This is a genomic window from Herbaspirillum rhizosphaerae (genome assembly GCF_001189965.1).
Taxonomy (GTDB): Bacteria; Pseudomonadota; Gammaproteobacteria; order Burkholderiales; family Burkholderiaceae_D; genus Herbaspirillum; species Herbaspirillum rhizosphaerae.
In genome coordinates this window covers 218,649-232,919 of the sequence record NZ_LFLU01000008.1, presented here as the reverse complement: position 1 = coordinate 232,919, position 14,271 = coordinate 218,649, and the positions used below count along the sequence as shown (strand labels likewise).

General features: G+C 58.6%; 12 protein-coding genes. 1 reads left to right on the top strand and 11 read right to left on the bottom strand.

Going from position 1 to position 14,271, the window contains the following annotated elements; translation table 11 throughout:
* From AKL25_RS13585 to AKL25_RS13560, 6 genes are all read right to left on the bottom strand, one after another.
* On the bottom strand, window positions 1–1,533 hold a 1,533-nt coding region (locus AKL25_RS13585; protein WP_240475736.1), incomplete at its 3' end, for a condensation domain-containing protein.
* Between the two features lie 100 nt (window positions 1,534–1,633).
* A complete protein-coding gene (locus AKL25_RS13580) occupies window positions 1,634–2,497 on the bottom strand; it encodes a YqcI/YcgG family protein (RefSeq protein WP_050478196.1) in 864 nt (287 codons plus the stop codon).
* 96 nt (window positions 2,498–2,593) lie between these two features.
* Window positions 2,594–4,081, bottom strand: a complete 1,488-nt coding sequence (locus AKL25_RS13575) for a cupin domain-containing protein (RefSeq protein WP_050478195.1) — start codon at window positions 4,079–4,081, stop codon at window positions 2,594–2,596.
* Between the two features lie 28 nt (window positions 4,082–4,109).
* Window positions 4,110–4,850, bottom strand: a complete 741-nt coding sequence (locus AKL25_RS13570) for a thioesterase II family protein (RefSeq protein ID WP_050478194.1) — start codon at window positions 4,848–4,850, stop codon at window positions 4,110–4,112.
* Window positions 4,847–5,089 carry an MbtH family protein gene (locus AKL25_RS13565; protein WP_050478193.1) on the bottom strand — a complete coding sequence of 81 codons (243 nt, stop codon included), beginning with the start codon at window positions 5,087–5,089 and terminating at the stop codon, window positions 4,847–4,849. The genes AKL25_RS13570 and AKL25_RS13565 overlap by 4 nt, the downstream gene beginning before the upstream one ends.
* A 303-nt stretch (window positions 5,090–5,392) precedes the next feature.
* Window positions 5,393–5,899, bottom strand: a complete 507-nt coding sequence (locus AKL25_RS13560; RefSeq protein WP_050478192.1) for an RNA polymerase factor sigma-70 — start codon at window positions 5,897–5,899, stop codon at window positions 5,393–5,395.
* A gap of 460 nt (window positions 5,900–6,359) precedes the next feature.
* Here AKL25_RS13560 and AKL25_RS13555 point away from each other — a divergent pair, with 460 nt between their 5' ends.
* Window positions 6,360–7,202 (top strand): VOC family protein, encoded by an 843-nt coding sequence (locus tag AKL25_RS13555; RefSeq protein ID WP_050478191.1) that lies wholly within the window; start codon window positions 6,360–6,362, stop codon window positions 7,200–7,202.
* 372 nt (window positions 7,203–7,574) lie between these two features.
* Here AKL25_RS13555 and AKL25_RS24230 read toward each other — a convergent pair whose 3' ends face one another.
* From AKL25_RS24230 to aspT (AKL25_RS13540), 5 genes are all read right to left on the bottom strand, one after another.
* Window positions 7,575–7,799, bottom strand: a complete 225-nt coding sequence (locus AKL25_RS24230) for a M15 family metallopeptidase domain-containing protein (protein WP_157050640.1) — start codon at window positions 7,797–7,799, stop codon at window positions 7,575–7,577.
* A 26-nt stretch (window positions 7,800–7,825) separates the two neighbouring features.
* Window positions 7,826–8,572 (bottom strand): hypothetical protein, encoded by a 747-nt coding sequence (locus AKL25_RS24225; RefSeq protein WP_157050639.1) that lies wholly within the window; start codon window positions 8,570–8,572, stop codon window positions 7,826–7,828.
* Between the two features lie 324 nt (window positions 8,573–8,896).
* Complete coding sequence (locus tag AKL25_RS13550) at window positions 8,897–10,534, bottom strand: bifunctional aspartate transaminase/aspartate 4-decarboxylase (protein WP_050478190.1); 1,638 nt, start codon at window positions 10,532–10,534, stop codon at window positions 8,897–8,899.
* Window positions 10,535–10,624: 90 nt separating this feature from the next.
* A complete protein-coding gene (gene aspT / locus AKL25_RS13545) occupies window positions 10,625–12,313 on the bottom strand; it encodes an aspartate-alanine antiporter (RefSeq protein ID WP_050478189.1) in 1,689 nt (562 codons plus the stop codon).
* Between the two features lie 39 nt (window positions 12,314–12,352).
* Window positions 12,353–14,068, bottom strand: coding sequence for an aspartate-alanine antiporter (gene aspT, locus AKL25_RS13540; protein ID WP_050478187.1), 1,716 nt, complete (start codon window positions 14,066–14,068; stop codon window positions 12,353–12,355).
* Window positions 14,069–14,271: the final 203 nt, after the last annotated feature.

Genomic DNA, 14,271 nt, shown 5'->3' with positions numbered 1-14,271 from the left:
GCGCTCGCTGATGCGTTGCGCGACCGGGATGAAGGGGTAATCGGCACGGGCATTCTCCGGTTTCCGCTCCGGGCTCAGGTGCAGCGAGCCCAGCGGCAGCATCCCGCCATGCGCAGCCAGTTGGGTGAGTATTTCGACATAGTGTCCCAGCAGGCGACGGATCACCGGCGCATCGAGGACGTCGTTGGAATAATTGAACGCCACCACCGGCACGGGAGCGTCGACCACATTGAGCACCAGGTCGAAACGCGAAGTCTCGATCGCGCCCTGCAGCCGCGACACCCGCAAGCCGGGCAAGGCCATGTCTTCGTCGCTGACCACGGAAAAATTGAACATGGCCTGGAACAAGGGGCTGTGGCTAAGGCTGCGTTCCGGCTGCAATGCATCCACCAGGCGGGCAAACGGCAGATCCTGATGCGCGTGCGCCTCCAGCACCCGCTCGCGCACATGCGCAAGCAACTGGCCGAACGTGACCATCCCCTCAAGCTCGCTGCGGATGACCAGCGTATTGACAAAAAAGCCGATCAGCGGCGCAGTCTCAAGCCGCTCGCGTCCGGCGGCAGGCACGCCGATACGGATGTCTTGCTGGCCGCTGTAGCGCGCCAGCAAGATGTCGTAAGCGGCCAGCAACAGCATGAACAGGCTGGCGTCGTGCTGCTGTGCGAGCGCGCGCAACTGCGCCAGCAATTCGGGCGCGAGCAAGCGTTCTTCGCGGCCGCCCTCGCCGGTGCGCATGCCGGTGCGCATTCGCGAGAGCGGCAATTCCAGCACCGCCTGGGTGCTGCCCAGACGTTCCCGCCAAAACCGCAATTGCTTGTCCATCGCTTCGGCGTCGACCCAGTCGCGTTGCCACAAGGTGTAGTCGCCGTACTGGATCGGCAACGACGACAGCGATGCCGCGGCGCCGCTGCGGGCGGCGCGGTAAGCCTCGCTGAACTCCTTGTTCAGCACGTCCATCGACCAGCCGTCCGAGATGATGTGATGCATGGAAAAATGCAGCACGTGCTCCTGCGCCGCGCATCGGATCAGCGTCACGCGCAACAGGGGCCCCTCAATCAGATCGAAAGGTTTTCGCGCCAGCTCCAGCAGCAAGTCTTCGATGCGCCCGCCGGCCGCCGGTTGTGCAAGCTCGCTCCAGCCGTAGCCGTAGCCGGTCTGGCCGACCGTCTGCCAGATCGCGTCATCCTCTTCCAGGAAGGTGTTTCTCAGGCTTTCATGACGCGCGACCATCTGTTCCAGCGCCAGGCGCACGTCGGCGACATCCAGTTCGCCCTCGATACGCACCGCGCCGGAAATATTGTAGGCCGCGCTGCCCGGATCCAGCCGCCACAAGAACCACAGCCGTTCCTGCGCATGCGACAGCGGCAAGCGCGTACCGCGCGCCGGAAACGGCACAATCGGCAGTCGTGAGGCATCGATGCCCTTGGCCCTGATTCTCGCGCGAAATGCCTTGCGTTTGTCCGCCGACAACGCGACGTAGGCACGCGATACCGCCAGCAGCTCATCGGGCGATTGCGTCAATACCTCACTCATTGTGTGACTCTCCTGATTCTCAAGATGTGCTGTTGCTGCCAATGTCAGGACGGATGGCCGGGCCCCGACCGTGCAGGATTTTTCACCGGCAAGAATCCGTCTATTGACGATCGGATTCGTTGAACGCGTCCTGCGCAAAATTGGGAATGATGACGGGACCGTGATGGATGTCCGACACCTGCGGAGCCGGCGCCATGCGGCTCAGGAATGGACATTTGTCGAGCGCGGGCGTGTTTTCGTCGGGCAGGAAATACTGCTTCCATTCCAGGTTGCCCGGGTCGCCGTAAAAGCCCAGATCGGGATGCGCCGGAATGTCGTCCCATTTCAGCAGGCGGCGACGCACTTCATTGCGGGCCTGGACACCGATCACGCGATTGGTGACCTTGTCGACGAACACGCTGCGCGGCTGGAACAGCAGCACCATGCCCGGCCCCAGGTTGCGGCTGTGGCGCGCCCGGAACGACGGGCAGGCGCAGACCACGAACATTTCCAGGGCAGCGAACGTGAATTCCCAGGCCGGGTCGGACGGATCCGGATGGTAGTCGGCAGAAGGATCGTTGTCCTGATCGTGCAGATATTGCAGGATGTTCCAGAAGCGCTGGTGATATTGCGCATGCGTGAGCGGCTCAGGATCCGGTTCAAAGAAGATCGCGATATTGTTTTTCTGGTACTCCGGCTGTACCGACAACTCGGCGAACTTGGCCATGGTTTGCGGCAGCAGCGCGATGTCGTCGCCGGCGACGTAGGAGTAAAACATCTCGCCACGCTTCTCCGCCTGGGTTCCGAAAAAGCAGGGATAAGCCGGATTGATCACCTGGGTGCGCAGCGTCTGGTAAGAGCTGACCAGCCAGTCGGGGAAATCCACATTGCCGATATCGCCGCCGAGAATGATGCGCCGGCGCCAGTCCAGGACCTCGTCTGCGCTCTCCGAGACATCGATGTTTTTGCTTCCGTTCAACGGCATGCTGGGCTCCGTTCTGTCCTTGATGTCGCCATGGGCGATGACTGATCGCGAAATCAGTGCGAATGATTGATGCCGGCAGCAACAGCCGGCGCCGGGTCAGGCCGTGCCGGTGGCCAGGGCCTGCTGCTCCGGCTGCCTGATGGCGGTTTCCGACAGCAGGTCGGCGATCCATTCGTTGGGGATGATCGGCTGGTGATACGTGCACTCTTCCGACACCACGGTCGATCCGTGCAAACGGCCATCGGGAATCAGCACCATGTCGCCGACGGTCATCGACAGTTGCATGCCGAGGTTGCCCCAGAAGATCATGTCGCCGCTTTCGATCACGACCAGTCGATGGTCGTTGTGCACATGCGTGGTGGAACACATCTCGCGCGGCTCGACAAAGGTTTCCCTGTCGATTTCGGGACACTCGGCCTGGATGCGCCGGTCAATCACGTGCGCCCAGTCGCAATAGCGTTCGATCGACGACAGCCAGCGCAATTGCTCGCCGAGGTCCCAGCGGCCGCGTTCGGCCAGGCGAATGCCGGCGGTCAGCCCCTGGGCCACGCGGTCCGTGCCGGCGGCACCGTAACGCTGCGTCAGCGCTGCGTGGGCCCGTCCGAAACGCTCGACCAGGCCGATCGCTGAATGCCTGGAATCGGCAGCCTTGATCCCGCCCAGGCGCGACAGATGCGGACACGCCTTGAGCAGCGCCGCGACGAAGGCGATCGATTCCGCTTCGGCAGCGAAGGCCGCGCCCAGCAGTGCGAAGGCCCGGTCGGGACGCGAGCCCAGCGCATACAGCAGATTGACCTTGGCCAGGCTGGTCGGCAGATAGAATTGCCAATACGAATGCGACCTGCGGGATACGCCGCAATGGCGCGCGACTTCGTTGAGCAAACCTTCATGCGGCGACTTGCCGTTGAAGACCGGCCAGTCTTCTTGCGGCACAGCGGAAAAATATGCCGACGAGGCGGCGCGTGCGAGCGCCGCATGTCTGGACGTGCCCAGGCTCCAGCGCTGCACCAGGATGAATTTGAGGCCTTGCTCCAGATAGTTGTTGCGGATCAGCATGGCGAACAAATCGTCCCAGTGCTCCCGCTCGACATCCAGCAATGCCTGCAGGCGCATGCTGCTCTCCACCGTTCCCTCCCCGGCGCCGTCGTCGCCGGCCAGGTAGTTGAATGCGTAGTTCTCCAGGAACGGTCGTATCCGTTGCGCCAGCACCTGATTGGCGTCGCTGTAAAACGCGGTGAAGCGCGCCATCTCTTGCGCATCGCCGCTGCGCGGCATGCGCGCAATGCCCAGTTCGTTGATGCTGAGCAGGAGGCGGTTGCTTGCCAGCGACGGCAGGCGGCTGACGGTTTCCGCAGAGACCGGTTTCTGGAACTTGAGGAAATCGAGATCTTCCGGCCGCAACGGGCGGCGGTAAAAATCTTCGTCCAGCTCCAGCTCGTCCACCACTGCGCTGCGGAAAGCATCGTGCGAAGCGAATTCCCGGATCAGGCCGAGCATTTCTTCGCGCTGCGGCTTGTGCGGCGCAAAATCAAATAAAGGCGCAAATAATGGCGCGGATAAAGGTGCTGCTGCAAATTGTTCCACAGGCAATCTCCTGGAAAATAGGGATGAATTACACGAGGGCGCAACGGTTTGCGATGCTCGCATCAGACAGCGCGGCAACGAGGCGATCCACTACCTCTTGCCGATGAGAGTTCATGAAGAAATGATCGCCGTCGAGGATCTCCGTGCGGCACACGCCGCTGACTTCGGACGACCAGGAACGCAGCAATTCCGGATCGCACAAGTGGGGCTTGTCGCGGCGTCCGGCCAGCACCAGCAACTGCGACGCCAGCGGCGCCCGTTCTCGCCGCCGATAGGTGCCGCACAGATGAAAATCGGCGCGTATCATCGGCAACACGAGCGCCATGAATTCTTCGTTCGCCAGCAAGTCGTCGAGTGTGCTGTTGAGGCTCTGCAACTCAGACAGCAAGTCGTCGCGCGAGCAACTGAGCCAGCCATCGTTCCATTGCCGATGCGACGGCGCTTCGCAGGCAGACGCGCACAACAGGATCGGCGTCTGCTGCAACCGCGCGCGGATGGCGTGCGCCAGTTCCACGGCGATCAGTGCTCCCATGCTGTGCCCGAAGATGGCAAACGGACGATCGAGATGCGGCATGACATCCGCCATCAACAAATCGATCAAAGGCGGCCATTGGTGGATCGGCGCCATCTGCTGACGTATTCCGCGTGCCGGCAGATGCAAGGGGATCGGATTGATCCAGGCCGGAAATTTCGCACGCCATTCACGAAACACCGCAGCGCCGGCGCCGGCGTAAGGCAGGCAGAAGAGATTCACGGCAGCTTCGCTCATGACGATAAATTGCCGCTCCCTGCCGCACGTCCTTGTTCCTCCATGGCCTTGCGCAAGCTGAGCGGCCGCATATCGACCCAGTGCGTGTCGATATAAGCCAGGCACTCTTCCTTGTTGCCTTCCTTCCCTGCTTCGCGCCATCCGCCAGGCAAACCGGCCTTGTACGACGGCCAGATCGAGTACTGCTCCTCGTGATTGATGACTACCTTGAATCTTGCGTTTGCATCGTCCCAGCTCATCGCATCTCCTTTTGTAACGACTACATGAATCCATGTTTGACGCGCCCATCACCACCTGCGCGGCAGCACTGAGCCGAATCAATCCTGACGCCGTAACACCAGGAAGAATCCAGCGTGATGTCTGCATGAAATGCTGTGCAGGTTTGTCTCGCCACGCAAATAAGAATCACTCTCATTACATGACGATTCAAGTGCGCACAAATTTAGTGAGATCGACGTTTTTTTATAAAATATTTTTTGTCCGCCGCACGCATCTGGCGCGGGCACGTGCAATCGTGTTGAGCCGGGTTGAGTCCGATGCCCTTACAACATGATCTCCCGACAACAATTCAAGGCGTCGCGAATCATGAAATTGACGAGCGTCGTGGAGACGCCCAATTTTTCCGCCACTTCCTTTTGCGTGCAGCCATCGAGCCGGTGCATTTCAAACGCGCTGAGAGTGCGCGCGGGCAGCGTCGCCAGCGCGGCAGCGACGCGTGCCAGGGTTTCTCGTGAAATGACGGTGGCTTCCGGTCCGGAAGCGCCGGAAGAGACTTGCATCCCCTCGTCTTCTTCGGCAAAGAAAACCGACTCCATCGACAGGCGGCGCTGCCGGTCGATGGCAAGGTTGCGAACCACCTGAAACAAAAAAGCAACCGGCTCCCGGATCTCATTCGCGGCGGACACTTCGACAATCTTGAAGTACGCATCCTGGATCACATCCTCGGCGCGCTCGCGGCTGCCCAGGATGCGTGCGGCCGCGTCCCGCAACTGGCTCCGGCAAGCGATAAATTCGGCACATAAATCCGTACCTGCACGGTCTGACGACACGGCTTATCTCCTCACAAACAATAATGAAAATAACAATTATTCTCATTACTAGGAGAGGGATAGTTGCCCAATATCATGCAAAATGCAACAAAAGTTACGTACTTTTCTTAGAATAATTTTGAATAATCTGTTTGCTGCAAATAATGGAATTACGACGGCAGCCTTTCTTTCCGTATTTGCAGTGAATCGTGCCGGGTATCTTTTGAATTTAATCAAACTTCCGAGTATGTTTTTTGCGCTGATAAACATGACCGTCCTCTGTCCCTTCCGCATGAGGACGAAAAAAAACCTCCGGGAGAGAGGTTTATATTTGCTCACGTTGACGGACAATCGCTGCTTGCGATGAATTGCCATTTTGTCGGTTTTACCAGATGAGCGCTGCGCAACAGCGAGCCTCGAGCGCCAGGACCATGAATGCGAAATAGTAAAATCCCTTGTGCTCATCTCAGCGTTACCCTTCATGAATTGTTCCACTATCCAAATGCCATCTCTCATTAATCAAAACCCCGCCGCACTAGATCACCTGGTCATCAACACCCACTACGAAATCGACGCCGCCCAAACACTATTGGAAAGCCTGGGCTTCACCATCACCCCGCGCGGCTACCACACCCTCGGATCGGTCAATCATCTGGTGGTGCTGGCCGGCGGTTATCTTGAGCTGATCGGCCAGCCGCGCGACAGCGACAAAGTGCGCCAGGAAATCCTCGACAGCCCGGTAGGCATCGACGGTCTGGTCTATGCCGTGGAGGATGTGCAAGCCTGTCACGACGATTGGATTGCCATGGGGCTGAAGGCGCAGCCGGTGCAGCATTTTTCACGGCCTGTCGATGTCGATGGCGCCGCGGTTGATGCGCGGTTTTCCACGGTCCGCCTGCTGCCCGGGCAATTTGCGGCAGGTCGCGTGTATGCCTGCCGCCATCTCACGCCTGAGCTGGTCTGGCGACCGGAATGGATGGTGCATCCGAATGGCGTCACCGGCATTGCCGGCATGGTGGTGGTGGACAAGGATCCTGTACAGGCTGCAGCGGACTATGGCCGCATGGGCCGTTGGGGGACGGATTTCGCGTTGGAGTTTGCGGATGCTGGCAGTTTGCCGGAACGGTTCGGTGAACTCGCTGCGCACGCGCCGCAACGCGATGCATTTTTTGCGGCGATTCGTTTTCGTGGCGGCGATCGTAGTTTTATTTCGACCCGGGCTCGCACGCTTGGTTTTCCGGTGCTGGAAGATAGCGACAGACTTGCATTGGCGTTGCCTGCATCTGGCGTCTTGCTTGAGTTTGCAGACTGGACGTTCGGCTAGACTACGAGCCTTCCTTCGCCGTTTTGGCTGCGGATAGAATTTCTTTATATGACATTCCTGCCTCTCTGGCCTTACGCTTTTGTGCATATTGATCGGACATCTCCTTCCAGTAATGGAGTTGTTCGAAATACGTCTTTCTGAAACAAGTCGGTTCAACCGCGTCGACTGACTGAATCGGACGAACCGGCGTTACACGTTTGTCACTCACTTTGTCATCTCCGTTTCATTGCCGGCAAATCACGTCGGTGCATTGGCCTTGCCCAATTTTAATGCTCGGAGACATAGTACTCCTCACTGCCAATCAATGCGTGAAGGCGTGTGAGCTTACAAAGATGAAACGTTGCCGATGAAACCGATGAAAGATAACTTCGTTCATGGAAACAGCTTCAATACATGAATTGAATTGTGTGCAATGGGGCGCAAGGTGGAGCCGGAAGTCACGATCTGGTCTTCGGGAGAACGCCACGCATCTTGAATACGCGGACGAAAATTGACTTGCTCCATAAGATTAATTACCTTCGCAATCCTTGCCCTGAATGTAGGGTAGAGCTCCTGCAAGCGAGCATTATTTCTTGCATTGCGTTCTTCTTCGTTCATCGAATTTCTCCAGTAGACATCTCAATTCAAGAACTGAATGCTGCGACACAGGTTTTCAAATCCGAAATAAGTGATGCGGTGTTTCCAACCTCGGACGTTCCACTCGTAAATTCCATTGCTCCCGATCTGACAAAAGTTGGCGCACTTCTGTACTGTTCCAATGCATTCTTCAAATTGCTTAAATCTGGCGACACAAGCTTAATGTCGGCTTGAAGATCCCTAAGTTTTTCTCGTATCGAATCTATCAACTCGTTTGTCGCGGCTGCAACCTCAGCACCTTTGACTTCACTATCAGAAACAACTGAGATTTTTCGCCACATGCAACGCATTGCCGTATAAGCACTTCGATAGTTCGCAGCTTGAACTTCCAAGCTATATCTTGAAGAAACTACCGATCCGCCTGCCGCAATGACACCTCCCGTTGCGGCTGTCTCTACTGATTTTGCGACTCCTCCAATAACGCCAAGAAGGCCGCCGAGGAAAGTTGTGTCGTCGATGGAATATGAAGATTGTTTTAACTCGACGAACGCTTGGTTATAAAAATCAGAATAGATTTTTACGTTTTTCTTCGCCTCCAAAAGGTCTTTGGCGGGTATCAATCCCCCTTGCAATCCATCCGGTTCTCTACGAACTTTGGTCACATGTAGCGTTTGTGGATCGATCACATCTACCGTCGGAGTCGGCTCGCGCACTGGAAGCGGCCTTAAATTCTGGCATCCGGACAATATGAAAATGATGAAAATACCTGATATCGCAAATTTATTTCTTCTCATATATTCCCCAATCTAATTTGTTTTACGTACAAATATGAGCCAAGGAAGTGTCGATGCAAGAGCTGGTATCGGGATAGCCGTCGCGCTATCTGGATGGCTCTTCGGACGAAGATTCCAGTGCTATTGGAGTATTCATGAAATATCTTGGTCAAACATCATTCAAATGGATGAGGAGAAGCCGAATCCTCCCATTATTTTTAACGACAATAAAACATCCTCCCACGCATCTTTGAATGTTGAGGCAGGAGTGCCCTGAACATGCGCCGTGCATAAAAAAAGCCCGCTAAAAGCGGGCTTTTTACTCTCAATCCGACAATTTCCAGCTTATCGTTTAACCTTGGCAAGCTTGGCTTTCGTCCTGCTCTTCCCCTTCCCTCCGCCCTTTTCTTCCTCAAACAAGGCGAAATACTCCGACGCCATCTTCCGGATCGCGCGGCCGATGTTGGCATAGTCGTATTCGTTGAGATTGGCCAGCGAGACGCGGCCGGACGGATGGGTTGCGCCGAAGCCTTTGCCGGGCAGCAGGATGACGCCGGTTTCTTCGGCCAGGCGGAACAAGGCCTCGTTGGGTTTCATCCGCTTGAGCAGCCATTTGGAAAACTCTTCGCCGTGCATCTGCGCGGCCAGCAACTCCATGTCGAGCAAATGGTAGTAGCGCACCGAGTTGGCGTCGTAGGGCATGGGCAGGCCGAGTTCGCGGTACAGGGCTTCCTTGCGGCGCAGGACGATGCGCTTCATTTCGGCCTTGTAGTTGCCGGCCTCGTCCATCAGGGAAAACAGCGAGAACAGGCTCATTTGCGCCTGCACCGGCGTCGACAGGCCGGCCGTGTGATTGAGCGCGACGGTGCGGCTGTCGGCGACCAGGCGGTCGATGAACTTGATCGTGCGCGGCGCGGTGGTGATGGAGCTGTAGCGCTCGTCGAGCTGGAGCGCGGTTTTCTCCGGCAGTTTGGCGATCAGTTCGTCGATCACGTTTTGCTTGTGCGTCGCGACCACGCCCATGCGCCAGCCGGTGGCGCCGAAGTATTTGGAGAAGGAATACACCAGGATGGTGTTGTACGGGCAGATCGCAAACAGCGAGGTGAAGTTGTCGGCGAAGGTGGCGTAGACGTCGTCGGTGAGGATGATCAGGTCCGGGCGCTTCTTGACGATCTCGGCGATGTAGGCCAGCGTCTTGTCGTCGATCTTGACCGAAGGCGGATTGCTCGGATTGACCAGGAAGAAGGCCTTGACCTTGGGGTCGAGCAGCTTGTCGAGTTCTTTCTTGGTGTATTGCCAGTTATTGGATTGCGGCGCATCGATGACGAGCTCGACCAGATTGAATTCCGCCAGGTGCGGGATCTCGATGTAAGGCGTGAAGATCGGCATGCCGAGGGCGATGGTGTCGCCTTCCTTGATGACGTGATTGGCCTTGAGGCTGCCGAACAGGTAGGTCATCGCCGCGGTGCCGCCCTCCACCGCATACATGTCGAAATGGCCGACGAAGGGATGCGTGCCGATCATCTCCTTGTGCAGGTAATTGCCGACGATGCGTTCGGTCATGCGCAACATGCGGTCCGGCACCGGATAGTTGCAGCCGAGGATGGCTTCGCACATTTCGTAGATGAAGTCGCCCGCCGACATGCCGAGCTGGTCGCGCACATAGGACACGGCGGCCTCGATGAACCGGATGCCGGGCACGCCGGCATTGCTCTTGGCGAACAGTTCAAAGCGCGCTTCGATACCGTCGCGCTTCGGAAAGCCGCCGACGCCGTCCATGTAGATGTAGGAACGCTCTGCTTCGGTCATGGCGAACAGGCCGAACTGGAAGAAACCGTGGCGCGGCGTGGTGGCGAGGAAATTGGGATTGCCGCGGCCGGCATTGAGCATGAGTTTGTTGCTTTGGAGCGCGGTCTGTATCAACGCGTCTTTGAGCTCGAATGGGCTCAACAGGGAAAGTTTTTCTGGGTCGCTAAAATCCATGGTGCTGCTCCTTTTTCTTAAAACAATGCCCTGTGCCAGCGGCGAAAAATAGGTGTGAAACTGCAATGCAAAAACGATGATCCGTCCCGGCTACACCAGCGCCACGATCAGCGGCCCCAGCAAGGTCAGGAAGACATTGGCCAGCGCATAGGTGATGGCGAAGGGAACCGTGGGGATGGCGTTCTCGGCCTTGTCCAGCACTTCGCCGAACGCCGGATTGGCGCTGCGCGAGCCGCTGAGCGCGCCGGCAAACACTGCCGTGTTGTCGTAGCGCAGGATGTAGCGGCCGATCAGCATGGTCAGGATCAGCGGCAGCACCGTGACGACCACGCCGACGCCGAACAACGTCAGCCCCTGTTCCTTGACGGTCTGCACCGCCTGCAATCCGGACGACAAGCCAACCACCACGACAAAGCCGGCCAGGCCGAGATCCTTCAGGATCTGCACCGCGCCGCTGGGCATCGCGCCGAAGGTCTGGCGCTTGGCCCGCAGCCAGCCGAACAGCAAGCCGGACAACAGCGCCCCGCCGCCGCTGCCGAGCGTCAGGGGAATCGAGCCGATGCGCGCCGTCAGCAAACCGACCAACAGGCCAACCACCAGACCGGCGCCGAGGTAGACGAAGTCGGTTTTTGCGCTGGGCACGATGACGTAACCGATCAGCGAAGACACGCGTTTGACGTCTTGCTCGGAACCGAACACCGAGACCACGTCGCCGACCTGGACGATGGTTTTTTCCTGCAGCGGCAACACCTTGCCCATGCGCATGAGCTGCACGACGTAAATACCGTGGCGCACCTGCAGCGAGGTATTGCTGCGGATGTCGCCGACCGTGCGGTTGTGATACTCCTTGTTGGAGAGCACGATGTCGCGGCGTTCCATGGTCAGCTCCATGCCTTCGACGCCATACAGCTCCTTGCTGAAAATCGGCTCCACGTTGATCATCGCCTGCCTGCGGCCTACCGCAAGCACGATGTCGCCGGCTTGCAGCGCCAGCTCCGGTGCGACTTCGATGATCTTGCCGTCGCGCTTGAGGCGCTCGATGGTGATGCCGTGGGCGGCGTGCTCCTTTTCCAGTTGCCCGATGCTGAGGTCGGTGTGGTCGCCGATCTGGTAGATCCGCCCGACCAGGTCCGGCGCGGCGGCTTGCTGGCCGGGCGCGAGGACTTGCACGCCCTCCTGCATGGCGGCTTCGGCGCGCACCGCGTCTTCCTTGATGCTGCGGCCCATCAGTTTGGGCAGCAAGTTGACGCACACCAGGATCGCGCCGAACGAGCCGAATACATAAGTCACGGCATAACCGACGGCAACGTTGCCTTGCAGCCGTTTGACTTCATCGGCGGCCAAGCCAAGTTTGGTGATGGCGTCGCCGGCGGTGCCGATGATGGCCGATTGCGTCAGTCCGCCGGCTGCGACGCCAGCGGCCAGTCCTTTGTCCAGGCCGAACAGTTTGGCCATGATGACCACGGTGGCGAGGCCGGTGATGGCGAGCACGGCGGCGAGGATGATTTCGCGTATCGATTGCTTGCCGAGCGAGTTGAAGAATTGCGGGCCGCTCTCGTAGCCGACAGCGTAAATGAAGAGCGCAAACAGCACCGACTTCACGCCGGGATCGACGCTAACGCCGACCTGGCTGACCAGCACGGCAACCAGCAAGGAACCGGCCACGCCGCCGAGCTGGAATTTGCCGAACTGGATCTTGCCGATGTAGTAGCCGACTGCCAGCGACAAGAACAATGCGATCTCGGGAGATCGGGCGAACAACTGGTGTAGCCATTCCATGATTACCACCTTTCAGTACTAAAAAATCCTGGGCCGGCCTTAATGCCGGATCATCAACCCTGCCAGACCGACAATCAGCGGTCCCATCAGCGGCAGCACGACATTGGAAATTGCATAGGTAATGGTGTAGCCGAGCAAGGGCGTGGAATTGCCCGCGGCGTTCTGGATCGCGCTCAATGCCGGCGTGCTGCATTGCTGCCCTGCGATCGCGCCGAGCAGGACCGGCGCACTCAGTCTGAAAACGAAACGGCCGATCGTCAGCGACACCAGCGCAGGGCCAAGCGCCACGGCAACGCCGATCAGCGGCAGGGTAAGGCCGTAATGAGCGATCAGCGTCAGCGCTTGCGGACCTGCCTGCAAGCCGACGCAGGCGATGAAGGTTGTCAGGCCGATGTCCTTGAGCAGGATCAGGGCGTCGTTGTTGATGGTCGGAAGATCCGGCCGTTTTGCCGCGTACCATCCGAGCACCAGCCCGGTCAGCAAGGCGCCCCCGCCCGTCCCCGCAGAAAACGGAATGCCGCCGATGCGCACGCTCAATCCGCCGATGAAGATGCCCAGCGATATCCCCAGCGCCAGCACGCCGATGTTGCTGCGGCGGTTCTCAGGAAGCGCTTTGCCGATCAGCGGGACGACCTTAGCAAATGCCGCCGTATGCGTCGGTGCAATGGCGTACAGACGGACGATGTCATTGAGCTGCAACTGGACGTCAGGCAGAACCGGCAATTGCTGATCGCCGCGCCGGATCGCGCCGACGTACAGATTGGGCGGCAAGCCGGAGATCAGTTCGTGCAGCAAGCGGCCGCGCCAGTCCTTGTTGCGGATCACGACATCCTGCGTGTGAAGGCCGGTGTTCAGCCCGGCGGCGCCGGCGAGTTCTTCGCCGAGCAAGGCGTCGGCCTCGACGTCCACCAGGTGCTTGCGGTGGCCGACGACCAGTACTTCGTCATCGGATGCGAGCTGCAATTCCGGCGTGACGGCGATGTCCTGTCCCTGCCGTCGCAGGCGCACGATACCGGCCTGATTTCGAGCTGCACCGAGCCGGGCGTTGATCTCCGCGACGCTTAGTCCGCCGGCTGCGCCGATGCGGTAGATCCGCCCGACCAGATGCGGCACGGCGACGATTGCGCTCTCCCCTTCGTCATTGCCGCCGCCCATTTCGGCCCAGAGTTTTTTCGCTTCGGCGCGCATGTCGATGCGCAGCAGCAGCGGAAAAATCTGGCTTGTAGCAATGACAATGGTGATGAGGCCGAAGATGTAGGTGATGGAATACGCGGTGACGACGTTGGCCTGCAACTGCGCGACTTGCGTCGCCGGCAGCGCCAGTTTTGAGATCGCATCGGTCGCCGTGCCGACCACCGCCGACTCGGTTGCCGCGCCTGCCATCAATCCCGCGGCCGTACCCTGATCGAGCTGCAGCACGTAGGTCGCGGCCAGCACCATGCCAAGCACCACCAGGACTTCGGCCAGGCAGAACACGCCGAGACGCATGCCCTTTGCGTTGAGGTTGGCGAAGAATTGCGGACCGCCGGCGAAGCCCAGCGCGAAGATGAACAGTGCGAAGAAAACGGTCTTGACATGGGCGTCGAGCACTACGCCCAACTGCCCGATCGCCAGCGCAGCGACGAGCGTGCCGCATACGCCGCCCAGTTGAATCGGACCGAATCTGATTTGCCCCAGGCCATAACCGATGGCCAGTGCAGCGAATAGCGCAATTTCAGGAATTGCCGTCAACAGAGCGGCAACAGCATTGAGCATAGACGACCCATAACAAGATTTTAATCACGCGATGCCGGCTCGTTGAGATACCGGTGTCGATGCTTCTACGATGATGTATGTTTTTGCTAGGGCAGAAATTCGTTATTGCCGGATGAGGTCCCCGCCTCCACCGATAAAAATTGCCGCATGGCTATGTGAAGTCGCTAGGATGCGCGATAAAAAGATCGTCGTCAATGCGCTGG